Origin of the sequence: Pontibacter chinhatensis, assembly GCF_900113285.1 — a bacterium.
Taxonomy (GTDB): Bacteria; Bacteroidota; Bacteroidia; order Cytophagales; family Hymenobacteraceae; genus Pontibacter; species Pontibacter chinhatensis.
The window spans coordinates 357,046-383,354 of sequence record NZ_FOOT01000005.1 but is presented as its reverse complement, the minus strand read 5'-3'; the positions used below and the strand labels follow the sequence as shown (position 1 = coordinate 383,354).

Here is a 26,309-nt window from a genome sequence, read left to right as displayed (position 1 = left end):
GCGGCTATTATTTCAGCCTGATCTCGCTAACACTACACCCTTGCGGCACCATCGGGAACACGTTGTTCTCTTTGGTTACCATCACCTCCAGTAGGAAGGAGCCTTTATGCGACAGCATCTCTTGCAGCGCACTTCGCAGCTCCTCGCGTTTGCTAACGCTCTTGCCGCTGATGCCATAGCCGCTAGCTACTTTCACAAAGTCCGGGCTGGCGATGTCTACAAAAGAGTAGCGGCGCTCGTGAAAGAGCTCCTGCCACTGCCGCACCATGCCCAGAAACTGGTTGTTGAGAATCAATATTTTCACATCCACCCCTGTCTGCATGATGGTACCCAGTTCCTGCAGGGTCATCTGGAATCCGCCGTCGCCGATCACAGCCACCACGGTTCTGTCCTGCGCTCCGAACTTGGCGCCAATGGCAGCCGGTAAGGCAAAGCCCATCGTGCCCAGGCCGCCGCTGGTGATGTTGCTGCGGGTATGGTTGAGTTTGGCGTAGCGGCAGGCCACCATCTGGTGCTGTCCTACATCCGTCACCACGATGGCGTCGCCGGAGGTGAGCTCGTTGAGTTGCTGCACTACCTCTCCCATCGTCATCTCCTCAGATGTTGGGAAAAGCTCGTCCTGTATCACCGCCTCAATTTCCTGGTCGTTATACTTGCGAAATTTCCCGAGCCACTCCTGGTGGTCTTTTGCCTCTACCAGCTCGGTCAGCAGCGGAAGCGTTTCCTTGCAGTCGCCCCACACCGGCACGGCTACCGGCACGTTCTTGCCAATCTCTGTCGGGTCGATGTCCAGGTGCACTACTTTGGCCTGCTTGGCATACTTGTCCAGGCGGCCGGTCACGCGGTCGTCAAAGCGCATGCCGATGGCAATCAGCACGTCGCACTCGTTGGTGAGCACGTTGGGGCCATAGTTGCCGTGCATGCCCAGCATGCCCACGTTCTGTGGATGATCGGTAGGCAAAGCGCCCGCGCCCATGATGGTCCAGGCTGCCGGAATGCCGCTCTTCTCCACAAAGGTTTTGAACTCCTGCTCCGCTGCACCAAGCATCACGCCTTGTCCCCAAAGTATAAAGGGCTTTTGGGCCTGGTTAATCAGCTCGGCTGCCTGCACGATGTACTCGTGCCGTACCGTAGGTTTGGGCCTGTAGCTGCGAATGTGTTTGCAAGGCTGATAGCCCGTGAAATCAAACTGCTGTAATTGCGCATTTTTGGTGATATCAATCAGCACCGGTCCCGGACGGCCGCTTTTTGCGATGTAAAAGGCCTTGGCCAACACATCCGGAATCTCACTCGCATCCGTTACCTGGTAATTCCATTTGGTTACCGGGGTGGTAATGTTGAGGATATCAGTCTCCTGGAAAGCATCCGTTCCGAGCAAATGCGCAAACACCTGTCCCGTGATGCATACCAGTGGCGTGCTGTCGATCTGTGCATCTGCCAGTCCGGTAACTAAGTTAGTAGCGCCGGGGCCACTGGTGGCGAACACTACCCCAACTTTACCTGAGGAGCGCGCATAACCCTGGCCGGCATGGATGCCCCCCTGTTCGTGGCGCACCAGCACGTGGTTCAACTTATCAGTATAGTCATACAGGGCATCATACACGGGCATGATGGCGCCGCCTGGGTATCCGAAAATCGTGTCTACCTTTTCCTCCAGCAGGGCAAGTATAACGGCTTCTGCCCCAGAGATTGTCTGGGTCTGCTTAGGCGATGATGCTGGTGCTGGTTTCTCTTTCGTTAACATGCGTTTCCTCTAAATCAGTGATACATCCGTTACTGGCGTCGCTAACCGTGCGTCTATACTTTAGCAGCACTCCCTGCTTAACATCAGAAGCGGGCTTTTGCCACTTATCGCGGCGCAGCTGGAGCAGGGCCTCCTCCACGTGCAGGTGGATGGAGTTGGTAGTGGCGTCCAGCGTGATCAGGTCGTCGTTTTCCACCAGCGCGATAGTACCGCCATCGTACGCCTCGGGGCAAACGTGGCCGATCACGAACCCATGCGTGCCACCAGAGAAACGACCATCCGTAATCAGGGCTACCTTGTCGCCTAAGCCGGCTCCCATAATAGCCGAGGTTGGCTTAAGCATTTCCGGCATGCCCGGTCCTCCTTTCGGACCAACGTAGCGGATGACGACCACATGGCCCGGCTTAATCTTGCCCAGGGTGATGCCCTCGTTTAACTGCTCCTCAGAGTCAAACACGATGGCTGGTCCTTCGAAGATGAGTCCCTCCTTACCCGAGATTTTTGCCACCGCTCCTTTCGGCGCCAGGTTGCCGTACAGCGTCTGGATGTGGCCGTCTGCTTTGATGGGGTTAGATAATGGGCGCAGCAAATCCTGCTCCTGTCCCAGTGGTTGCACATCGGCCAGGTTCTCAGCCACAGTCTGCCCGGTTACGGTCATCAAATCACCTGCAAGCAGGCCTTCGTCCAGCAGGGTACGCATCACGGCAGGCACTCCTCCCAGGGCAGAGAGATCCTCCATCAGGTACTTGCCGCTTGGCTTCAAGTCAGCCAGCACCGGCACCCGGTTGCTTACCTCCTGGAAATCCTGTAGCGTGAGCTTCACACCAGCAGCATGCGCAATGGCAATCAGGTGCAGCACCGCGTTGGTAGAGCCACCGAGTACGGTTATCAGCACCAGCGCATTTTCGAAGGCTTCACGTACCAGAATATCCCTTGGCTTGATGTCGCGCTCGAGCAGGCGCAGCAGGTACTGGCCCGTGGTGAGGCACTCCTGCTTCTTCTCGGCGCTGATGGCCGGTGAAGAAGAAGAGAAAGGGATGGACATACCCAGCGCCTCGGCAGCCGACGCCATGGTGTTGGCCGTATACATGCCCCCGCAGGCACCCGGGCCCGGACAAGCATTGCGGATGATGCCTTTGTAGTCCTCGTCGGAGATGGCGCCGTTGAGCTTTTTGCCGTAGGCCTCGAAGCAGGACACGATGTTGAGTTTCTGTCCTTTGAAGTCGCCGCCCTTGATCGTGCCGCCATATACCATCAGCGAGGGGCGGTTGAGGCGGGCCATGGCCATCAGGGAACCGGGCATGTTCTTGTCGCAGCCTACCACGCAGGCCAGGGCGTCGTAATTATGTGCCCCGGTGATAGTTTCGATCGAGTCAGCGATCACCTCGCGGGACACCAGCGAGTAACGCATGCCGGGTGTACCATTGGTGATGCCATCGCTCACGCCAATCGTGTTGAAGCGCAGCCCTACCATTCCGAGTTGGTTCACGCCCTGCTTTACCTCGTCAGCCAGGGAGTTGAGGTGCATGTTACACGTGTTTCCGTCGAAGCCCGTAGAGCAGATGCCTACGAAAGGCTTGCGCAGGTCCTCTTCCGAGAGGCCAGAGCCAATCAGCATGGCCTGTGAGGCCGGAAGGCTCTCGTCCTGGGTGTAGATGCGGCTGTATTTGTTTAATGCCATTGTTTTAAGGTGGTTAGAGGTGAGCAAAAGCCCCTTTGGAGGAGCGGCCTTTGCCACAGGTTAATCAGGTGTTGCCAAGGCGCCTTTCTCAGGCTACCTATGGTTGTTGCTTTGCAAGTTCAGTTATCTTTTCCGCTGGCCGGGGCAATCTTTCGCCACTTCCATACTTTCTGATACAGGGCTTCCAAAGTATAAATAGTTGATATTCAACAAGTATAAAAACACACAGCTACCATCTCTAACCTGCGGATTTATACTTTTTCAGCAACATTTGCTTAGGCAAGTACAAGCTTTCCCGTTACCAGTTCGGAGTATCGCTTGCCCAGAAATGCGCCTATACTTTCTTCGTATGGCTTCGGAAACAGGCGCTCGTTGATGGACTGCACGCCTACTACTTCTGCGGCTGTTCCGGTCATAAAGGCAGCATCCGCCTCCTGTAGCACGTCGGGCTTAAAGAACTTTTCATGCACCGTGATACCTGCCTCACGCGCCAGGTCGATGATGGTGTTGCGCGTGATGCCACAGAGTATACTTCCGGGCGGGGCCGTGAACAATTCGCCGTCTTTCTCATAGAAAAAGTTTGCCCCGGGGCCTTCCGCCACGAAACCGTTCATGTCCAGCAGCAGGGCCTCGTCGTAGCCTTTGGCCTTGGCGTCGGAGCAGGCAATGGTGGAGTTTACATAATGGCCGGACACCTTGGCCTCTACCGGCACCGACTTCGGATTGGGCCGCTCGTAAGGCGAAACCATTACGCGCAGCGTTCTGTCACCCAGGTATTTGCCCCACTCCCAGGCGGCAATCAGCAGGTTGCTCTCCTGCGCCGCGGTCAGGCTCATGTTAGGCGTGCCGGCATATACCAGCGGGCGGATGTAGGCATCCTGCAGGTTGTTTCGCTCCAGCACCTGGTAGGTTAGCTCCGTAAGTTCCTCCACAGAATAGTTGAGCGGAAGCCCCACCGTTTGGCAGGAGAAATGAAGGCGCTCGTAATGCTCCTTTGCCTTAAAAATCTGCGTTCCGTTGGGAGTTTTGTAGGATCTGATGCCTTCGAAAACAGAGTAGCCATAGTGCAGGGTCTGGGCATAAACGGAGCAGGAGGCATCGCTTGCCTTTACAAATTTGCCGTCGAGGTAAACGAGTGTGTCGCTGTTGAAATACATTGTTTTAAGAGTATGGGGTTAGATAAAAGTGTATAAAAAAGCCTTTCTAACCGGGCAGTCAGAAAGGCGCATCAGAGAATACAAGGCCATTCCTTCAACCCGGCGGTAGAGGATAAATGAGAATAATAATGACTACCAGTAGCCTAAAAAACATAATCTCTTACTTTTTATATAAAACAAAAACAGCCACCTCCTTTGGGGAGATGGCTGCGTTAGCTTAAACTATAGGTTCTATTTCAGAATCAGCATACCACCTCTACCCCGCGCGGAAGGACCACGCGAATAATAATAGAAATGGATAGAATGAGCTGATGCATTGTCTGTTTTACTGTGTTTGTTGATTGCAAATGTAAAGGCTGAAAACAAAGATGCAAGACAAATTTAAATTATTTTTTACGCAATCGTTTGTTTTATAAGCGTTGGCAAAGCCAATTATACTTTCTGAAGTATAGATTATACTAACATCTTCGCCCCTTTTTCCTCCTCTAACTGCACCAGGTCCTGCAACAGCGAGAGCGTTACATCTCCTGGTTTGCCTGTGCCAATCACCTGTTCATCCACCTGCACAATAGGTACGATGCGCTTGGTTGTGCTGGTCAGAAAAACCTCTTTTGCCCCGTATACATCCTCCAACGTTACGGTGCCTTCTGCAGCTTTATACTTCTTACCGGCCAGTGCCAGCACATTCTTGCGGGTCACACCGAGCAACACGTTATCTGCTGGCGTTACCACTGTGTTGTCCTGCTTCACGATAAAGAGGTTGCAGCGCGGAAACTCAGAGACCACTCCGTTTTGCTGGTAAAGTACGTCGCTGGCCCCACGCCTGCGGATCTCCCCTATCAGCCGGATGCCCATGGTATAGTTAATGGTTTTGGCGCGCGGCACCTCCCGCACATACTCGTGGGTGATGACTTTTATACCCTGCTCCAGCATCTCCGGCCCGGGCAGGATGAGCGGCTGCTGTTGTATGATAAGGCTCGCCTCGGCGGGATCATACCCATTCTCCGAGTAGCCGCCTGTCAGGATCATTTTCATGCCGGACAGGGGCAAATTGTTGCGCCGGATCAGTTCGTCTATCGCTTGTCGAAGATCAGCATCCGGCACGGGCACTTCCAGGTTCATGGCCGCTGCCGAGGCATGAAAGCGCTCGAGGTAATCATCAAGGAAAACAGGTTTGCCATGGAACACCCTGAAATAGTCGAACACACCGTAGCCGCGCTGGATGGACAGATCGCTGATGTGCAGGGTAGCCTGTTCGAGTGGCAGCACCTGGCCGCGCACGTAGGCGTAGTTGGGGTTAGATTGCATTGTATTTCTTTAATAGCTTAAGAACCTTTTTCAGTGGCAACGCATCTACTTTCCGCCCCTCTTTTCCGGCCATGTCCTCTGCCATAAACATGGAGTTGAGAATAGCCTCTTCGGTAGCCTCTATCGCAGCCATAAACAGTGGCGACATCTCATCATTACGAAGTATAGGGGCTGCCTGTGTCTTCTCCCCGGAAGTATAAGGAATGCGCATCTCGGAGTTGGTGGAGAAGGCAATCACATAGTCACCGCTTCCGTTGGAGGCAATGCCTCCGGTTTTGGCCAGCCCCATCATGGCACGCATGGCCATTCGCTCCAGGTTGCGGGCATCCACCGGCGCATCAGTCGCGACAATGATCATGCAGGAGCCGTCGGCACTGTCCTTGATTTGCTGGTTCATGAAGTACTGGTCCAGTTCCTTGCCTACCGGCACGCCGTTTACCTGCAGCACGCCGCCATAGTTGGTCTGCACCAGCACGCCCACCGTATAAGCGCCAGCGCTCTCCGGCAACTTGCGGGAAGAAGTGCCGATACCGCCTTTCCAGCCGAAGCACACCGTTCCGGTGCCTGCCCCCACGTTTCCTTCCTGCACAGGTCCGCTTTTAGCCTGTTGTATGGCCTGTAGCACATGCTCTTCCCGCACGTGCCTGCCCCGGATATCGTTCAGGTAGCCGTCGTTTGTCTCCCCCACCACCGCGTTCACCGACTGAACCTGCTCGTTCCCGGCCTGTTCCAAAATATAACCTACTACCGCATTCATGGCAGTGCCAACGCCTAGCGTATTGGTAAGTATAATGGGCGATTCCAGGTTTCCCAGTTCCTTTATCTGCGTGCTGCCTGCCAGTTTGCCAAAGCCGTTGCCCACATGCACTGCGGCCGGCACCTTCTGCTGAAACACATTGCCTTCATGGGGAAGTATGGTCGTTACGCCCGTGCGGATGTTTTCTCCCTCAAGCAGGGTCATGTGTCCCACCGTAACACCGGCCACATCGGTAATGGCATTATACTTTCCGGTGGGCAGCACCCCGACTTTCACACCATACTCCCGGACGCGTTTCCGCTCCTGGCCCCAAGCCTGTGTATACATCACCATCAGAAGTATAAGTATAAAGGTTAGTCTCATGGGCATCTCTCGAATATGGCACTGCCTAAATATAGAGAGGCTGTGGCAGAAATGCTATAGGTGCTTCAAAGTAGACACAGAAAGGATGTCACCTATACTTGAAAGTATAAATGACATCCTTCCAAAACATTGAGTAAGCCGTGGTTCTTAATATCCTGTTTAGCACTGGAAATACAGGAGCTTTCCAAACCTATAGCAAAGCCAAAAAAGTGTGGGAACTATGTGTGTCTTCTAACTGAACAATAACTGTAACCAATACTACAACAGTCCTATTACCTACACCTACATCCTTATACTCTGACTTAAGGAAATCAAGATACCTGTCTGGCTAATACTATTTGTCTATGATGATGGTTTGGCCAAGCATGATGCTCTTACTCTGCACTTTGATAGTATAAGCACCATGAGGTAACCGTGGAGCAAACTTTATCTCCTCTATGAAATTTCCTTCCTTGTTTGCTTTCCTTTGAAGCCGTATCAATTCACTACCAATGCTGTTATGAACAGTTACCGAGAACTCTTCCATGCTGCCTATTCCCTGCACTTCCAGCTGTATCCCTTCCCCTGAGGACGGGTTAGGGAATGCCAGCAGCGTGGGCTGGGTGCCTTTCTCAACTCCCGTCATCACAGCTGTCTGTGCCTGGCCTCCGGCGGTAAGGGTGGTGTTGAACACGACATCCACCCAGTAGTTGCTCGCTTGGTAGTTGCTAGTCGGGAAGGCAGGTGTGTTAGAGTACCTGTAGACCCCATTGCGGCCGCTCTCCCCGTTGGCCAGCCCCCGCAGCGGCCCGTTCACGATGGCCTGGCTCAGGCCCCTGTCGTCGACTGAATAGTAGCCGGCGCTCGAGTGGTAGGTGATGACGTAGGTGGTGCCAGCGGTGATGGCCACCGGAGAGGAGAAGGAGGCCTGCTGCCAGCCCGAGGCCGTCTCGTTCTGGAACACCACCGAGGCCAGCAGCGCCCCGCCGCTGCTGTAGAGCTGGCCGGTGTGGGTGCCCGTGTTGCCGCTTTGCTTGTAGAAGCGAACTCCCGTCACAGAACCGTTCACCGAGGAGCGGAACTTCATGCCCAACTGCAGCGCCCGCCCGTCATTTTGCAGACTTCCTGAGGGAGCAGCAGAAGCCTGGAAGACCGTGCAAGGACAACCCGACGAGGCGGCGTTCACTGTCACATTCACTGCGTCGGAGGAGGTAACGCTACCAGCATTGTCAGTAGCCCGTGCACTAAGCGTATAGCTTCCCGCCGGCACACTGCTCCAGGAGTAGTTGTACGGGCTGGTCAGATCCTCACCTAGCTTGGTGCTACCGTTGTAAAACTCTACTTTACTCACGGTTCCGTCCGTGTCAGAGGCCGAGGCCGCAATGTTAATAGTCGCCGGGGCAGTAAAAGTGGCATTGTTTGCAGGCGACGTGATGGCTACTGTTGGGGCGCTGTTAGCCGGGGCGTTTACCGTTACATTCACTTCGGCAGATGTAGTAGTTGCCCCCAAATTATCCGTTGCCCGTGCCGTCAAGGTGTAGGTGCCCGCTACCACGCTGCTCCAGGTAAAGCTGTACGGGCTGCTGGTATCCTCCCCGAGTTTAGTTGTGCCCTGGAAAAACTCTACCTTGGCCACACTGCCGTCCGTATCCGAGGCACTAGCAGCAATCGTGATCGTGGCCGGTGCTGTGAAAGTGGTGTTGTTTGCTGGGGAGGTAATTGCTACTGTTGGGGAAGTATTGGCTGGGCTGGAAACAGTTATGTTTACTGCAGCAGAAGTGCCCGTAGCGCCGGCGTTATCTATTGCCCGCGCGGTCAGTTGATAGCTCCCTGCCGGAACATTTTCCCAGCTATAGGAGTACGGACTTGTCAGATCTTCACCAAGCTTAGTTGTACCGCTATAAAACTCCACTTTGCTTATAGAACCATCTGCATCAGAGGCTGAGGCAGACAAAGTAATGCTTGCCGGAGCAGTAAAAGTGGCATTGTTTGCAGGTGAGGTGATTGCTGCAGAAGGCGCTTGGTTAGCCGGAGCGTTCACTGTCACGTTCACAGTAGCGGACGTAGTCATAGCCCCTTTATCGTCAGTTGCCTTAGCTGTCAAAGCATAAGTCCCAGCCTGTACGCCAGACCAGTTGTAAGTATAAGGGCTTGTCAAATCCTCTCCCAGCTTCGTATCTCCGTTGAACAACTCCACCTTGCTTACCGTGCCGTCGGTATCCGAGGCGTTCGCCGTTATGGCAATGCTGGCCGGTGCGGTGAAGGAGGCGTTGTTGGCCGGAGCCGTGATCGCCACGGTGGGTGGCTCGTTGGCGGGCTGGGTGCCTGTCTCGAACACTACGTCGACAAAGTAGTTGCTGGACTGGAAGTTGCTGGTCGGGAAGGCGGGCGCGGAAGTATAGCGGTAGACGCCGTTGGCCCCGTCCACCCCGTTCTGCAGGCCCGTCAGCGGCCCGTTCACCACGGCCTGGCTGAAGCCGTTGTCGTCGGCCGAGTAGCCGCCCCCGCTCGAGTGGTAGGAAATCAGGTAGGTGGTGCCGGCCGTGACGGCCACCGGCGAGGAGAAGGAGGCCTGCTGCCAGCCCGAGGCCGTCTCGTTCTGGAACACCACCGAGGCCAAGAGCGTGCCGGTGCTGCTGTAGAGCTGGCCGGTATGGGTACCCGTGTTGCCCGTCTGCTTGTAGAAGCGAACCCCCGTCACAAAACCGTTGGTGGAGGAGCGGAACTTCATGCCCAGCTGCAGCGCCTGCCCATCGTTTTGCAGACTTCCTGAGGGGGTAGTAGATGCCTGGAAAACCGTGCAGGGGCAAGTAGGAGCTGTTCCACCTCCTATAGTAACATTGACTACTACAGGAACACCTATGTTCCCGGAATCATCAAAAGCTCGTGCTCTGATTGCTGCAGCGCCTTGTGTCGTAGGTGTCCAAGAGAATGACCAGTTAGCTGTTCCATTTGCAAGTCGCCACGAATTGCCCCCGTCTGTGGACACTTCTACCCCTGCAATTACATTGGCATCAGAGGCCGTACCAGTGATTGTAACAGCAGCACCCGCTGCCAGATTGGTGCCTTCCGCAGGAGATGTGATGGTAGTAACAGGAGCTTGTGTGTCCGTGGAAGCAGTAGCGGCAACTAAGCCTGGGCGCAGGCTTCCGGGCTGAGCGCCCATGTCTGCAAAAAGATTAACAGTTGCCTGCTGCATGGCCGTACTCGGTGCCGCACTGCCGCGGTCGTGGTTACTGTCTAAGCCCCAGGAGTACTGAACAGTTCCCGCGCCAAACACCAAGGCTCCGCTCGTATGCTTATAGAGTGTTAAGTGATGAACCTTCCCATTAATAACAGTTCTGGAAAGCAGGATCCTTCCATTCGGGTAGGTAGACCTATAGGCCTCTTGCTCAGCGTTCCACTCATACCCAATGGTGCCACTGGTTAAAGTGGCAGTTTGCCCGCTGCCCAAGGAGGCGACACTGGTATTCCGCCAGAATCTTAACTGACCATAGGTGCCTGGCACCTGAAGGGCGACTGTGTTTTCTTCCCAACTTATCTGGCCGGTTAATGCATTTTCGGGTTGGCAGCCATCCACCAGAATATCTCCGGTTCTATACTCACATCCGCTACGCCATAAGCCTGTCCACTCTGGGCTAGGATCACACTTGCCATTGCAGGTATTCTCGCCAGATGAACCTTCTTTGTAGCAGACCAGGGTTCTATAGGTAGTCCCACTGCCATCAATACTGTTTTCCCAGCGTGTTTTCCAGTATACTTCATTCCCGCTAAAGAACGCAAGACTGGTCCCAGCATCGCGGGCGGCTGTTACATGCGCCCGGTGAGCCCCCGACCAGTACTCGTCGTGCCCCACAGAGAGGAATACCTTGTGGTTCTTTATAAGCTCGCCACGACGGTCGCTATCTACGTTTGTAGTATAAGTAACATCATAGCCATTGGACTCTATCCAACGGATCATCGGGTATTCAGCGTTGAATAACCAGTCTTCCGACGGGCCACCTCCCCCGCCACCGTTACGGGTCAGAAAAGGGCGGTTGTAGCTTACCTTCACAGCCTTTCCGCCAGAACCTGTATAGAGGCTTTTGCCATTGTTATTGTCACCGTAAACGTTGTAAGCCTGCCAGGTGGCATCAGAAGTCTGGAATAGCAGGTCAGAAGTGCTGGCATCATCACGAACAATAAACACGATATGGCTGGAACCTCCTGTGTCCGTGCGAGTCAGTTTGGCAAGGTATAATCCAGATACCGCAGTGCTTGGAATCGCCCATTGGGCAGACACAGCCCAGTTTCCGCAGTCGAGCAGGCCGGTGCTAGAGTTAGTGAGGCAGTTTGGCTGAGATTGTGGCAGGGTTGCCGTTACAGTTCCTGTTCCCTGCAACCTGGCGCCGTTTCCCTGGTAGAAGCCAAGCCGGTAAATTGCAATAGTATAAGCTCTTGCACTTGTCTTAATATTGAATCGGGCAGTTTCACCTTTATTATAACTGATGTCGGTCGCAAACCCTTGGATCGAGAGGTCCCCTGCTCCGCTGATTTGCCATTCTGAGGCAGGGTTACCCGTTTTAGCGTTTTCAAGCACGATAGCATTTTGGGCCGCCACAGGCAATATGCTAATCCCCCCAAGAATGAGAAGCAGGAATACCGCTTTTAGCAGCAGAACATGCCAGGCTGAAAAACGGCTCCTAATAAAAGAATCAATATTGGCTTCAGGCAGAACATCTACCTGATAAGGCCTGGGAGCCTGCAACCAGTTTCCGGGGTTATTACATCTTTTCATATTGTTCTTGGAACATAAGCATGTGTTATTTAATCGGGAACACGCTAAAAGACCTTCGATCATGGGCAGCAATGTCTTCCACGCCAAATTCACAACTGCACCTTTATCGAAGCCTGAAGTATAGCTGGACTGATATATCCTATACCAGTCCAGCTATACTTATTTTGATTTTCTTATGAGAAAAGGCTTGCCCTGTACTTGTCGCTTTTCGTCCAGGATAGATACCACCAAGCCTCTTATGTCATGAGAAAATTCCACGTCATGGTAGGTGCCATCTCCAATGAAGGTATGTTCCTCTTCACCAATCTGTACTGTATAAGTCTTTGGGGCCTTATCTGCCTGGTTCTTTTTTATTCGTAGTTTTTTAACCTTATCCGGTAAACTGACGTGCTCAGGCACCTTGTCTGTTGGGAATTCAGCATTACCGATCATCACATTGAATCCCTGTGAGAAAGACAGGAAAGGAATGACAACGAAGAGGGCTACTAAGAAGAACTTCATAATTAAACACATTGGGTTTTGGACAAAATATACTTTTTCGATTGCATGATTTGATGGACCACTTATATCATCTTTCCAGAATTAGTCTTACCGTTTGCACAGCGGAATCTGTCTGTAACCTGATGAGGTAAAGCCCTATTGGAAGTTTTGCCCCATTAAGCTCAACTTTATGCTGCTCACCAGCAGGGGCATACCCTTGCTTTAATGTCTCAATCCGTTTCCCTGTGGCATCATAGAGGCCTAGGTTGTAGTTACTGTCTTCTTCAAGGGCAAAGCTTACAGTTACTTCCCCTGTGGACGGGTTGGGGAAGGCTAACAGTGTGGGCAGGGCATCTTTCTCAACTCCTGTCATCACAGCCGTCAGCGCCTGGCTGCTGGTGGCGGCAAGGGTGGTGTTGAACACTACATCCACCCAGTAGTTGCTGGCCTGGTAGTTGCTTGTCGGGTAAGCGGGCAGCCTGGTATACTTATAGACCCCGTTGCGGCCGCTCTCCCCGTTGGCCAGCCCCCGCAGCGGCCCGTTCACGATGGCTTGGCTCAGACCCCGGTCGTCCGCAGAGTAGTAGCCGGCGCTCGAGTGGTAGGTGATGACGTAGGTGGTGCCGGCGGTGATGGCCACCGGAGAGGAGAAGGAGGCCTGCTGCCAGCCCGAGGCTGTCTCGTTCTGGAACACCACCGAGGCCAGGAGCGTGCCGCCGCTACTGTAGAGCTGGCCGGTGTGGGTGCCCGTGTTGCCCGTCTGCTTGTAGAAGCGAACTCCCGTCACGTAGCCCGCCACCGAGGAGCGGAACTTCATGCCCAACTGCAGCGCCCGCCCGTCGCTCCGAAGCGGACCCACAGGGGCCGAAGAAGCAGAAAAGACCGTGCAAGGGCAGCCCGACGGAGCTGCACTCACCGTCACGTTGACTGGTGAGGAACTGGTGGAAAGCCCCCCGTTGTCGAAGGCCCGGGCCGTCAGCTGATAAGTGCCTGCAGGTATATTGGCCCAAGCAAAGGAGTATGGACTAGTCAGATCCTCCCCGAGCTTGGTAGTACCTTGGTAGAATTCCACCCGAGCGATGCTGCCGTCAGCGTCGGAGGCAGAGGCGGTAAGTGTGATGGTAGCCGGCGCCGTAAAGGTTGAATTGTCGGCCGGAGCTGTCAACTGTACGGTGGGAGGCGTGTTGGCAGGGGCCGAGACCGTGATGTTAACTACAGCCGAAATCGTAGCCGCGCCTATGTTATCAAAGGCCTTGGCCGTGAGCTGGTAGCTTCCCGCCGGTACACTTGCCCACGCGAAGGTATAGGGACTGGTATCGTCTTCGCCTAACTTGGCAGTGCCATTGTAAAACTCTACCTTGGCCACAGTGCCGTCCGGGTCTGAGGCAGTAGCCGTGATAGTGACCGAGGCGGGGGCAGCAAACGAAGTATTGTTGGCCGGCGCCGTGATGGCAACAGTTGGGGCTTGGTTGGCGGCGGGGTTAACTGTGATGCTTACTTCGGCGGAGGCTGTGACAGCGCCAGCGTTGTCAGTGGCCCTAGCCGCGAGCTGATAAGTACCCGTCGGCACCCCACTCCAGACATAGCCCCAGCCGTCGCTGCCGTTAGTGTCCTCCCCGAGCTTGGTAGCGCCTTGGTAGAATTCAACTTTACTTACCGTACCATCCGCGTCTGAGGCCGAGGCCACGATATTGACAGTGGCCGGCGCGGTGAAAGTTGAATTATTGGCTGGGGCGGTAATGGACACGACAGGGGCCTGATTGGCCGGTTCGTTAACTATAATTTTCACGGCAGCGGAAGTAACCGCTGCACCGGCATTGTCGATGGCTCGTGCAGTTAGCTCGTAGCTTCCCGCCGGCACATTAGTCCAAGCATAGGCCCAACCGTCGCTTTCATTCGTATCTTCCCCAAGCTTTGTCTCGCCCTGCAAGAACTCCACCTTAGCCACGCTACCATCAGCATCTGATGCCGAGGCAGACAGATTAATAGTGGCCGGCGCAGTGAAAGTAGCGTTGTTGGCCGGAGCGGTCAGCGCCACGGCCGGCGGCTGGTTATTGGGAACATTAACTGTAATGTTGACCATATTAGAGACCGCAACAGCGCCTTTATTATCGGTAGCTTTTGCCGTAAGATTATAGGATCCCGTACCAACATCGCTCCAGGTATAGGTGTAAGGACTGGTTAACCTCTCCCCTAGCTTTGTTTCGCCCTGGTAGAATTCAACCTTGGTAATGGAGCCGTCGATGTCTGATGCATCAGCTGTGATGGTGATTGTAGCGGGTGCAGTAAAAGTGGCGCCAGTATCAGGTGAAGTGAGCACTACAATTGGTGCAATATTGTCAGGTTCATTGACCGAAATGCTAACTATTGAGGAAGAGGATTCGGCACCGAGGTTATCAAATGCCTTTGCCATAAGCTGATAAGCACCTACGGTGACGTTGCTCCAAGTATACTCCCAACCATCGCTGCTGTCTGTATCTTCCCCTAGTTTTGCCTCCCCTTGATAAAACTCGACCCTGCTCACTGTTCCTTCAGCGTCCGAGGCATCGGCAACTATTTTGATTGTGGCTGGAGCAATGAAATTGGCTCCTTCCATCGGTGAAGTTATCGCAACGACAGGAGCCTGGTTGGTTGGCTCAGTAACCGTGATGTTCACAGCTGGAGAGGTGGTCACAGCTCCTTTATCGTCGGTCGCCTTGACTGTGAACGCATAGTTTCCTGCCTGAACGTTCCCCCAGGTAAAGCTCCACCCATTGCTTCCGTCGGTATCCTCCCCTATACTGACTGTGCCCTGAAAGAACTCTACTTTGGTTACACTGCCATCAGTATCAGAGGCCGAGACAGCGATATCTATGCTTGCCGGTGCGGTGAACGTAGCGTCGTTGGCAGGGGTGGTGATAGCTACTGCCGGGGCCTGGTTGGTAGGCTCGCTTACAGTGATACTTACCGCAGAGGAAGTGCCCACGGCACCACCGTTATCCAATGCTCGCGTTGTGAGTTGGTAGGAGCCTGCCGGAACGTTGCTCCAGGCATATGCCCAACCATCGCTCCCGTTCACATCTTCACCTAATTTCAAGTCGCCGTTAAAGAATTCCACCTTGTCCACTGTACCGTCCTCATCGGTGGCCGTGGCCGTGATGATGATAGAAGCGGGCGCGGTGAAAGTTGCTCCAGTTTCTGGTGAAGTGATTGCTGTTAAAGGCGCCTTGTTGGCTGGTTCGTTAACAGTGATACTGATGGCAGCTGACGTGACTACCGCACCAGCATTGTCCGTGGCCCTGGCTGTGAGCGTGTAAGTCCCGGCTGGCACATCCGCCCAGGCAAAACTCCAGCCGTCGCTTTCATTCGTATCTTCACCAAGCTTTGTCTCACCCTGCAAAAACTCCACCTTAGCCACGCTACCATCAGCATCTGATGCCGAGGCAGACAGATTAATAGTGGCCGGCGCAGTGAAAGTAGCGTTGTTGGAAGGAGCGGTCAGAGATACAGTTGGCGACTGATTGGAGGGTGCGCCGTCCGTATTGAAAATCACATCAACCCAATAGTTGGCAGAAAGGAAGAACTCATCCGGAAAAGCTGGGTTAGCAGAATACTTATAAACTCCATTAGGTCCGTCCTCGCCACTTGCCAGCGCACGCAGGGGATGGTTTTCTACTGCTTGCGTAAAGTATGGGTTATTTGCCGAGTAGCCGCCCCCGCTCGAGTGGTAGGAAATCAGGTAGGTGGTGCCAGCCGTAATGGCTACAGGCGTGCTAAAAGCTGCCTGCTGCCAGCCCGAGGCCGTTTCGTTCTGGAACACCACCGAGGCCAGCAGCGCACCGGCGCTGCTGTAGAGCTGGCCCGTGTGGGTGCCGGTGTTGCCGCTCTGCTTGTAGAACCTGACACCCGTCACAAAGCCGTTGGTGGAGGAGCGGAACTTCATGCCCACCTGGATGGCCTGCCCATCGTTGTACAGGTCGTTTGCAGGAGCATCGGTCGTCTTAAATACAGTGCAGGGACAGGTAACCGAGCCAGGGGTAACCATTATATTCACTGCTACAGAGGTGCCCACCGTTCCCCTATCATCAGTGGCCTTGGCTGTGAGCGTGTAATTGCCTGCCGGCACATCCGCCCAAACAAAGCCCCAGTCGTCGTTGCCATTAGTGTCTTCCCCAATTTTTGTCGTGCCTTGGTAGAACTCCACCTTGCTTACTGTGCCGTCCGTATCTGAGGCCGAGGCCGTGATAGCTATACTTGCCGGCGCGGTGAAGGAGGCGTTGTTGGCCGGAGCCGTGATCGCCACGGTGGGTGCCTGGTTAGAGGGCTGGGTGCCTGTCTCGAACACCACGTCGACAAAGTAGTTGCTGGACTGGAAGTTGCTGGTCGGGAAGGCCGGCGAGGAAGTATAGCGGTACACCCCGTTGGCTCCGTCCACCCCGTTCTGCAGGCCCGTCAGCGGCCCGTTCACCACGGCCTGGCTGAAGCCGTTGTCGTCGGCCGAGTAGCCGCCCCCGCTCGAGTGGTAGGAAATCAGGTAGGTGGTGCCGGCCGTGACGGCCACCGGCGAGGAGAAGGCCGCCTGCTGCCAGCCCGAGGCCGTCTCGTTCTGGAACACCACCGAGGCCAGGAGCGTGCCGCCGCTACTGTAGAGCTGGCCGGTGTGGGTGCCCGTGTTGCCCGTCTGCTTGTAGAACCTGACACCCGTCACAGAACCGTTCACCGAGGAGCGGAACTTCATGCCCACCTGGATAGCCTGCCCATCATTCTGCAGACTGCCTGAGGGCGTAAACGCCTGTGTAAAAACTGAGCATGGGCATACCGCTTCTACTTCAATTGTTACCTGAGCCGAAGTAGTCGAAGCGCCATTGTTATCATATGCCTTAGCAGTTAGGGTATAGGTATTAGCTTGTACGCCGTTCCAGGTATAACTCCACCCGTCATTGCCTTGTGTGTCCTCTCCTATTTTCTGCTCTCCACTAAAGAATTCAACCCTAGTGACATCTCCATCCGAATCAAGGGCATTGGCTGTGATGGTAATAGAAGCTGGCGCAGTAAATGTGGCGTTGTTGGCAGGGGCAGTAATGTTCACCGTAGGAGCCTGGTTTTGCGGCGCATCTGCATCATAGGTGGCTATATATTCCCCGGGTGAAGCAGGGAAAAAGGCATACTCCACCCCCTTAATAAACTCTGTTTTAACGATTGGTACTGTCGCGCCATTAAGTGTTAGCTTAACCAGCGGGCCGGTCGTTTCTGTCATCGGAAGCATTCCCTGTAAGCTTCTTGCTCCATTTGCCACACTCACTGTAAAACGCAGCTCACCTCCGTTCCAGCTCATTGCACTAAAGGAAGAACCATTACGCCCGTCGAGCCAGGTAAGAAGCTGCTTAGAGGAAATAACCGGTACATCTCGTGATTTTGCTGAGGCAATTATGGCATCTGACCCATCGGATGTGTTGGCGTCTGTGTGCATGTTAGCACAGAACGCTCCATAGTATCCTTCGCTTCCCAAGGCTTTGTTTAGCAGTTGATCAATAGTAAATGGAAAGGTCTGGTCCGACTCATCTGTCATCTGTGTAGTCAACTGGTAACAGTCAATTAGTCCGCCATCAAGGTCAGCAAACCTCATAGGTATACCTGAACCTGTAAACAAGCCCGGGCGGTCTTGAACCCAGGGGCTTGGCCAGTAATAATAGTTGGCATCAAGCCTTATCCCTTTGGGGGCTTCCAATTTAGGCTGCGTATGCCAGTCACTCCAGGCTATACAATGAGTGCGGTTTGTTGTAGGAGGAGCAACACTTGGGTAGCGGCTTTTAAACTCAGCTAACTGGTTGGTTAGGTCCCGCTCTAAGGAGGTTGGGGTAAAATTCGCACAGTTAGTGGTGAGGTGCAATGCGACCTCAAAACCCTGTTGCTCAAAAGCTTTCGCCTCAGCATCCGATATGGGGGTGTTAGGATAAATGTACGAGGTTCCTCTTATAGCACGCCAATCGGCAACTGCCTCTGCACTGTTATCTGAACTGAGGCGGAGGTATTGATTGAAGCGCGCTTTAGTACCCCCGTTTCCGTGGTCATCGCCCGTCATAACCACAACTGCTTTTAGCCCCCTCGGAAAATACCAGAAGCGAGGTACAGGCTTACGCGCATTTAAAGTGATGATGTTAGCTAAGAGGCGCTGCTGCTCATCAGCCTGCGGGATCATCACTTTACTGAAGTCTATCCAATCCGGGTAGAACTGGTCATCTGAACGTATAGGCCCCGCCTGGCCATCTCTTTTCTGTCCAGCCCACTGCGGGTTACCCTGGCGGGTGTAGATGACAGATTTTGCCAGATCATAAGTAAAGGCGACAGCCGCGCCCCCTTGGTTTCCAACAGAGTTTATAGTTACCGCAGGATATACTGTGGCTGAGGTGGCCGAAGAATAAAGGGTAGCAAGCTTGTTAGCACTATTCACTGTATACAGATCCGCCTCTCCCTGGTATTGCATCGTCTGGCTCACTATACCTTTTCCAGGCCCTGTGGCCGTGTGTACAAGAAGATACCTGTTGGCTAAGGTGCCGCTAGCTGGGGTCAGGCCCAGAAGCGGAGCTAGTTTGACATCCGGCCTGAAAGTTATGAGTGTCCCCCCTGAAGTGGTCCAGTTACTCAGAAGGGTTACCTGAGCACTGGTTAGAGGTATGTTTCCCACTATCACAACATCATAGCTATTTAGCATCTCCGCCGTTACGGCTGTAATATCGGTGGTTGTAAAGCCATTTAATCCCTCCGCTATCAGTATCTCTGATGAATACTGGCTAAACTTGTTGGCTGTTGAACCTATTAGGAGAATGGCTTTGTCTGTTGAAGCCAAAGCAGAAGTATACCCTGAATCCTTTTCCTTGTCGAAGGCATCAGAGGTGTTACCTACCGAAATTATACTTAAATCAGTCTTAGCATAAACCGGGTCAATACTTGCACTGCCTTCTTGGATGTCCGGGCGGTCAGCTGTATACTTCGTTTGTAGGGAGTTACTGCTTACCAACTCCTGAAATGCCTCAATTTCAGGAGTATGCACCTGAAGCTGTGCATAGGTAGCAATAATGGAGAATCCGATGATTAGGTGTAAGAAGAGTTGCTTCCACATAGTCGTGACAGTAGATTTCATGCTCATGGTACTTATTTTAGGATATATCTAAGTAATCGATGCTAGGCACGCTCGTATGCGGTACAGACAGGTTTGTTTGCAATGATTATTGCAAAGACACAACGAATGAAGTATCAACTTTACCTTGCCTTAATAGGCAGGCCTTTTGATAAAACATATTAAAAACATCCTGATATTTTGAGTTTGATGCTCAAAATCAGTGTTACTCAGGTTGAGCTGCAGAATTATGGTTATTATCAAAGCAATGCATGAGGTGCAGGCTTTAACTTAAAGGGTGTGTTTATATTACGAATATAATTTTTTATTGGATATATGCAATTATATAGAGGAAGGATTTTTGCTGCATTTATTGGTGAGGATATACTTTTGTAGTGCAGAACTAAGATAATCTAGAGTATAAATAATAAAGAATCATAAATAAATACCAATAAAAAGATATCAGAGTATAAATCGATGAAAAGCAGATAGCCTTAAAAGATATGTCTAAGTTGTGCTAACTTTATTTGAAAGGCCTTACCACAACTGACAGTTGTAGTGACTCCCACTTAAACTCCCTGGAAGTACCGCCATACTCTATACCTATGTGGTTGATGCCGTGCATGACACGGGCATCCAAGTATAAAATTTCTGTTAGTTTATACTCCAACCCAGCTATCAGACCAATATTTCTCTCCTCTGTTTCGTGCATAATATTAGTGAGGTTACCTTCATGCCGCTCATTGGCGTACAGCAGCAAGTCAAACTGAGAACCCGCCAGAAAGACAACATTCCGGTTTAACTGATATTTGAAAAGGACGGGCAAAGACAGGTAACCAAGCCTATACTTAAGCCCTTGCTCCTTCGACTCTCCGCCTAAATCAGCATATAGGTATTCCTGTTGCAGGTACAGATTTTTATAAAGCGGCACCTCTAACACCCCTCCCACACCTATACTTACATTCCATGAGGCATCTACCGGATTGGCAGGTTTAGGAAACCCTTTATTAAAATTCATGTTAGACATCCCTCCAGAAATTTTAACGCCAAACCTCACCTTCCGCTCCATTGCTGCTTTATTCGTGCCTATACTTTGGCGGGTGCTGTCTTCGCTAAGGGAATCTGCCAAGTAGTCCAACATGCTCCCCTGCACCCGACAGGTGTAGGCTACTACTGGGAAAGTATAAAACATTAACAGCAGCAAAAAGAGGACGAGTTTCATAGAGAAAGAAGATATACAGCCTGAAGCTAAACAGACACCTGTACTTCAATTGGTTAAATAATTATACTTTGAGCGACTATTTGTAGCGTAAACTTAGCTAGTTAGCTTCCATTCCTTCCAGTGCCCAGTCCTTTTCCCTCGCTTCCAAAAGGGCTTTGCTTATACCTTCCTCCAAGGATATTTTTGCTTCCCAGCCCATTGCAAGCAGCCTTGATACGTCCATCAGCTTTCTGGGAGTACCATCAGGTTTGGTTGTATCTGTGAGAATGTCGCCTTCATACTCGACAACCTTCTGTACAAGCCTGGCTAGTTCCAGTATACTGATATCTTTTCCAGTGCCTATGTTTATAAAGCCACCTTCATTATAGGTCTCCATCAAAAACAAAAGAGCATCTGCCAGATCATCAGCATGCAAGAATTCTCTCCTGGGTGTGCCACTTCCCCAAAGCAGCACAGAAGGTTCTTTTCTGTTACGGGCTATGATAAACTTTCTTATGAGAGCTGGTAAAACATGGGAGTTCTGCAAGTCATAATTATCATTCGGGCCATAGATATTGGTGGGCATGACCGAGATAAAGTTGCAGCCATACTGCGCCCTGTAATAATTGCATAGCTTGATACCCGCAATTTTTGCGATGGCGTAGGGTTCATTCGTTGGTTCTATCGTGCCTGTCAGAAGGTATTCTTCTTTTATAGGTTGGGGACAGAATTTTGGGTAAATGCAGGATGAACCCATGAACAGCAACTTCTTTACATTATTCAAATAGGCAGCATGAATAACGTTGTTCTGAATCATAAGATTATCATAAATAAACTCCGCCTGATAAGTACTGTTGGCGATAATCCCCCCTACCTTAGCAGCTGCCAGAAAGACATAATCCGGTTTTTCTTCGGCGAAGAATTTGTTCACCTGTTGCTGGTTCCTTAGATCCAGTTCCTTGGAGCTTCTTACGACGATATTAGAGTAGCCCAAGGACTCTAGTTTCCTCATAATGGCTGAGCCAACCATACCGTTGTGGCCTGCCACGAATACTTTATCAGTTCTATTCATGATGGTGCTGCTGAGATGTTCTTCAATTAATTTATTATCGTCTTTAAAAGTTGGTTTGGTTATTCAATCGTTTGAGGCTGTGTATGCTGCAAGTGGGCGTTAACTGGCTCCAGGGTATGCCTTACATCAGGACCTGAGCTAAGGCATGATTCTTCGAAACTTCTCATTATCCTGCCAATGGAAAGGTAAGACTCAGCGTATGTTCGTGCATTTTGCCTCAATATTTCTGCATTAGCGCTCAGGGCGCTGGTTATCCCGTCGTTTAAGGCTTGTTGGTTTTCGGCATCAACTACTATTCCCATGTCGTGCTTTTGTATTAGGGTATGCATGCCCGAACCTGCATTAGCAGTTACCAAAGCCAAGCCTCCGATTGCTAAAACTGTATTAAGTTTGGATGGCATAACCAGATCCCCCGCATTGGCCTTCTGTACGATCAGGTGTATATCTGCCATGTTGAGAAACTGGTTTAGCTTTTCCATTGGCTGAAGCGGCAGAAAGAAGACATTCTGCAACTGCATTTCCTTTGCCAAGCCCTGTAGTCTTTCTTTATAAGGTCCTGACCCGCAGATGACAAATTTCAGTTTCTGATGATGGGCGTTTTCTTTAGCCGCGTAAAGTATAGCCTCAATACCTTGCTTTTCTCCGATAGCGCCAGAATAAAGAATCACCGTATCATCCGAAAGGAAGCCATAGTCCTGTTTTAAATCATTCCGGTTATGGGTCGGGAAAAACTGTTCTAAATCAGTCGTGTTGAAGAACAAAGAAATTTCTTTCAGCGCCTTCGCCTTCACTTTTTTGGCCATTCCCTCCCCTACACACGTAATCTTATCGCACCTGTCGAAAATAAATTTCTCTAATTTGAATAGGAGGCGAATAGCAGTTTCGGACTTGATTAAATTCAAATCTCTTGCAGCCTCTATCTGTAAATCATGTACATGACAAATCAATCTTGTACCTCTGATCTTTTTGTAGAAAACCCCGAGAAGTCCGAGACTTACAGAAGGCAGTATGGTAATGGTAAAATCGAATCTTTTACCGGGCAGCAAGTATAACAGTCTGAAGAACGCTGTAATGAAGAATGACAAATCGAGCAACACCCTTTTTAAACCTGTTGGGTTCTTCGGAATAAACATAGGGCAACGGTGAACAGCTATTCTGCCTCCCGATTCAAAACACTTTTCTTCTAGTTTATACCATAGTTTATCCTGCGTGTACGGATCTTGCACTTTCCAAAAGGGATAGTAGGGATAGGAGGCTAATACGGTGCAGTCGTACCCATTTTGCGCCAACCAATAAATCTGCTCCCCACTATATCTACCGATTCCAGTGGGCTCTGGGTAGAAATTATACCCTATCAGTAACACTCTTTTATTCATATTCTTAAGAAATAGGTACAACTCAAGTATAACAGGATTAAGAAAAGGCAGGAACAGCGCCTCTTAATCCAATACTTATGCGAAATGGGTGAACGTAATTGTAAAAATCGAAGAAGGGTGTAGTAGGGTAAGAAAGACAACCTGTGTGGCAACAGGTACATCTCTTTTGCTTGTGCTTTATTAAGTTGTAGCAGTTAGCTTGCTTATCGCAAACAGGCTTTGCTCAGTCACCTCATGAGCCGTAGGGTATTGGCTTAAAGGGAAGTATAAGTATAAATTAGTAGAGCTTTATAGAATTTCATCTTCAAACCGGAGCCCTATGCTTACTATAGCTCGGAGCTTCTTTCACTGCAGAGTTTTCATACTCTGCCAAATTGAGGTTATACTTTCTTTTCCTTATTTCCCTCATTTTTATCTGTATCAGGAATTCGTGGTAGCTCATATTGATGCAGTATATTAACCCTGGTGTTCCCTCTAAAAACCCTAGGTTAAACACATAGGCTTGCAAAAAGTGAAGCACCGGCCAGCCCGGCACCCTGCTAAGCCAGGATTTCAATGCCGGGTTACGGACACTACCGTGCCTGGAAAAAACTTTCCGCCAAGGTGGGGGTGTATAGAGCCTGGCAGCCGCTTCCTGGCACGAGTACTTGTTATGCCTCTCAATCCACTGCGCCCATCCTTTCGAGAAACTGTAATGCAAGTATGGTTCGGCAATGTATTCGATACGCCCAAGAGTCTCGCCCTCCTTCTGGCCATGCCCAAAGTCTATGAACCTTGCTTTTCCCCTTCTCAGCAACCTGAACTGCCATTTTGGGAAATTACCACAACGCTTCAACCATTTGCCTTCCAGCATCATTTTCCAGCAGCAGTAGAAACCGGCCACCTCCTCATCAGAAGAACTGACCGCAGCCATAATCGCTGCCTGAAACTGCTCTGTCACTACCTCATCAGCATCCAGGAACAGCACCCAATCATGCTGTATATCCAGATTATCTAAAGCGTAATTTCGTTGCTTGCCGAAGCTCTCAAAAGCATGATGGCTCACCTTTGCACCATAGTGCTCCGCGACTTCGCAGGTTCTGTCTGTACTACCTGAGTCGAGTACATGCACATCATAACACCAACCCAATGATGCAAGGCATACAGGCAGGTCACGCTCTTCGTTTTTGGTAAGTATCACTACAGAAATCATACTTACAAATTATGATGCTTTAACAATTTCGTTCTCTGGCCTGTACCCCTCCAGAATTCTCTCCTTAATAGGTTTACAAGGATGCCCCCCGCAAACCATCCAGGCAGGCATGTTTCTTGTTACAACGGACCTGGCAGCTATCACGCTCCCTTCACCTATAATTATACCTGGGTGAATAAATGCTTCTGCAGCTATCCAGGCATGGTCGCCTACTAGAATCGGCTTTGTAACTAAGGGAAAACCTGGCTTGGTATAGTCGTGGGTGCCTGCAACTAAATGAGCTCCCTGTGAAACCACAGCCCTTTTACCTATGAATATTTTGCCCATGGAATACAGATTAGTGCCATTTCCAATTCCGCATTCATCTGCAAGTTCCAGGTTCCAAGGTGCCCAGATTTTGACCTGCGGATAAACATGCACCCCACGCCCTACTTTTGCCCCAAATAACCTCAAAAGAAATGCCCTCCAACTGTGGAAGGGTTTAGGAGAATATCTGAACAAAAGCAGTACAACCACTCCCCAGATAACCCTGCCCAGCCGATTACCCAAGGAAAATGAGGCACCTACAAATGTATCCTGGTTGTGCATAAAGTATAATCTTTAATGGCTCTTTGCTCTTACAGGCATCTCAACTTTACACTTCTACAGCACTTAAAAACCGTTGTGCAGCCGGCGGTATAGCAAAACATTTCTTGAATGTTTCTCTGGCTTTTAGCCCCATTGTCTCTCTAGAGGTATCAGGCAGAGACTGCCATTCTTGCAGCATCTGCTGAGTACCTTCCAGTGTGTCCTTCGCCACTAATCCACCCTCTCCGTCTCTAATCTCTTTCCAGATATTCACTTGATCTGATATTAAGACGGGTTTACCACAGGCCAGCGCCTCTACTACAGCTATACCGAAGTTTTCCTGGTGACTTGGAAGTATAAAGGCTTCGCAACCATAAAAAGCACCCCATTTAGCCGCGCCCATCAGCATGCCAGGAAATAAAACTGAGCCATGGAGTTCGGAAAATTCATCCACTAATTCTTGAATGGAAAGCCCATAGGGTGTTTCCAGCCCTGGCCCAGCAATGACCAGCTTTGGAAAGTTAATTTCTACAGGCATCGTTTCAACTATCTCATCAACTGTAGAACTTATCAGCACAGGCTCTGCTTTCGACTTTAGCTTGTTGGCGCGTATAAAGGCATAGGCTCTAATTAGCAAGTCAACGCCTTTTTTATCATGAATCCTGCTTAGGAAAAGGAAATATGGCTGTCCTTGTAACTGCGGGCATTGTTGCGCAAAAGCCTGCTGCATTTCCTGTTCGAATGCGGGGGGAGCAGCAATGCCGTATCCCACATTTACCTCCTGCCTTGGTGAGTAGGGGCGGAAGGGTTCACGTGCCAGCTGCAGTTCCTGTTCACAGGTGAAGAGTAGCGCATCTGCCTCATTTACTAAATGACTTTCCACTAGCTTCCAGTAAAACCAATTTCTGACTGCCTTTAACTTCCTTTCTTTGGCCCGCTGAAAGTATGGATCTAGCATCCCATGAGGCATTACATATACTTTAATATTATTCTGACTTTCTCCTATCGTTTCCTGACGCTTTTTTAGAAGGTTGGCAGCTTTTCTTACTGCATACCCGTGGTATAGCCAAAGCCCATGCACCACAACAGCATCGAAACAGCTCAAATTTGCTAATAGCCACGGAACTAATTTTGCACTGTATTGCCAAGGCCCACTTTTTGGTCCGAGAGCGTGAATTCGGAACTCATCTTTAGCTGGATAGGTGGCCTGTGGCTCGTCAAGACATACAACCTCGCTCCGGGCACCCAGCTTCTCGATTTCAGGTATAATATCACGTACAACCTGACATGGCCCTCCCTGAACGGGATCCATACTTGCTATGACGTGTAGGATATTCATGAAGTGCCGCTGATGTTAAATCATTAATATCTGACGAGATATACTTATAATTATTTAAAGGTTTATCCTGAAAATTGCTGTAGCAGCTTTCTCAGTTACCGATTAGAATTGTCTAAGCGCAGGTGACTAACACAACTCTACACAAATCTTTATATGGTTCAACAATTATATTGATTATGCATATGAATTGCTTGCCTTTAATATTTCACCTTCATCTATC

14 protein-coding genes are annotated in these 26,309 nt (G+C 51.0%); all 14 read right to left on the bottom strand.

Annotated elements, in window-relative coordinates; all coding sequences use genetic code 11:
• Positions 1 to 7: 7 nt before the first annotated feature.
• The 14 genes from ilvB to BM040_RS15860 all read right to left on the bottom strand — a co-directional run bounded on the left by ilvB (position 8) and on the right by BM040_RS15860 (position 26,089).
• The gene (gene ilvB / locus BM040_RS15925; protein WP_092103587.1) at positions 8 to 1,744 is read right to left on the bottom strand and encodes a biosynthetic-type acetolactate synthase large subunit; all 1,737 of its coding nucleotides are present in this window, start codon (positions 1,742 to 1,744) and stop codon (positions 8 to 10) included.
• The gene (gene ilvD / locus BM040_RS15920) at positions 1,704 to 3,425 is read right to left on the bottom strand and encodes a dihydroxy-acid dehydratase (protein WP_092103586.1); all 1,722 of its coding nucleotides are present in this window, start codon (positions 3,423 to 3,425) and stop codon (positions 1,704 to 1,706) included. Before ilvD ends, ilvB begins: the two co-directional genes overlap by 41 nt.
• Before the next feature lie 275 nt (positions 3,426 to 3,700).
• Positions 3,701 to 4,582, bottom strand: coding sequence for a branched-chain amino acid transaminase (locus BM040_RS15915; RefSeq protein ID WP_092103584.1), 882 nt, complete (start codon positions 4,580 to 4,582; stop codon positions 3,701 to 3,703).
• Between the two features lie 453 nt (positions 4,583 to 5,035).
• The gene (locus BM040_RS15910; RefSeq protein WP_092103582.1) at positions 5,036 to 5,890 is read right to left on the bottom strand and encodes an aminotransferase class IV; all 855 of its coding nucleotides are present in this window, start codon (positions 5,888 to 5,890) and stop codon (positions 5,036 to 5,038) included.
• A complete protein-coding gene (locus BM040_RS15905; protein ID WP_394333089.1) occupies positions 5,880 to 7,016 on the bottom strand; it encodes a DmpA family aminopeptidase in 1,137 nt (378 codons plus the stop codon). Before BM040_RS15905 ends, BM040_RS15910 begins: the two co-directional genes overlap by 11 nt.
• A 328-nt stretch (positions 7,017 to 7,344) precedes the next feature.
• Positions 7,345 to 11,589 (bottom strand): DUF4082 domain-containing protein, encoded by a 4,245-nt coding sequence (locus tag BM040_RS15900; RefSeq protein ID WP_245756253.1) that lies wholly within the window; start codon positions 11,587 to 11,589, stop codon positions 7,345 to 7,347.
• A 336-nt stretch (positions 11,590 to 11,925) separates the two neighbouring features.
• Positions 11,926 to 12,267, bottom strand: a complete 342-nt coding sequence (locus tag BM040_RS15895) for a hypothetical protein (RefSeq protein ID WP_092103576.1) — start codon at positions 12,265 to 12,267, stop codon at positions 11,926 to 11,928.
• A 67-nt stretch (positions 12,268 to 12,334) separates the two neighbouring features.
• Positions 12,335 to 19,372: an Ig-like domain-containing protein gene (locus tag BM040_RS15890; RefSeq protein WP_139217829.1), complete on the bottom strand. Its 7,038-nt coding sequence runs from the start codon at positions 19,370 to 19,372 to the stop codon at positions 12,335 to 12,337.
• Positions 19,373 to 19,865: 493 nt separating this feature from the next.
• A complete protein-coding gene (locus BM040_RS15885; protein WP_092103573.1) occupies positions 19,866 to 20,564 on the bottom strand; it encodes a porin family protein in 699 nt (232 codons plus the stop codon).
• Between the two features lie 97 nt (positions 20,565 to 20,661).
• On the bottom strand, positions 20,662 to 21,615 hold the full coding sequence (locus tag BM040_RS15880; RefSeq protein WP_092103571.1) for a GDP-L-fucose synthase family protein: 954 nt from the start codon (positions 21,613 to 21,615) through the stop codon (positions 20,662 to 20,664).
• Positions 21,616 to 21,674: 59 nt separating this feature from the next.
• Positions 21,675 to 22,991, bottom strand: coding sequence for a WcaI family glycosyltransferase (locus tag BM040_RS15875; RefSeq protein WP_092103569.1), 1,317 nt, complete (start codon positions 22,989 to 22,991; stop codon positions 21,675 to 21,677).
• 304 nt (positions 22,992 to 23,295) lie between these two features.
• Positions 23,296 to 24,183, bottom strand: a complete 888-nt coding sequence (locus tag BM040_RS15870; protein WP_092103567.1) for a glycosyltransferase family 2 protein — start codon at positions 24,181 to 24,183, stop codon at positions 23,296 to 23,298.
• Positions 24,184 to 24,192: 9 nt separating this feature from the next.
• Positions 24,193 to 24,771, bottom strand: coding sequence for a WcaF family extracellular polysaccharide biosynthesis acetyltransferase (locus tag BM040_RS15865; RefSeq protein WP_092103565.1), 579 nt, complete (start codon positions 24,769 to 24,771; stop codon positions 24,193 to 24,195).
• A gap of 46 nt (positions 24,772 to 24,817) precedes the next feature.
• Entirely contained in the window at positions 24,818 to 26,089 is a 1,272-nt protein-coding gene (locus BM040_RS15860; RefSeq protein WP_092103563.1) for a glycosyltransferase, read from the bottom strand.
• Positions 26,090 to 26,309: the final 220 nt, after the last annotated feature.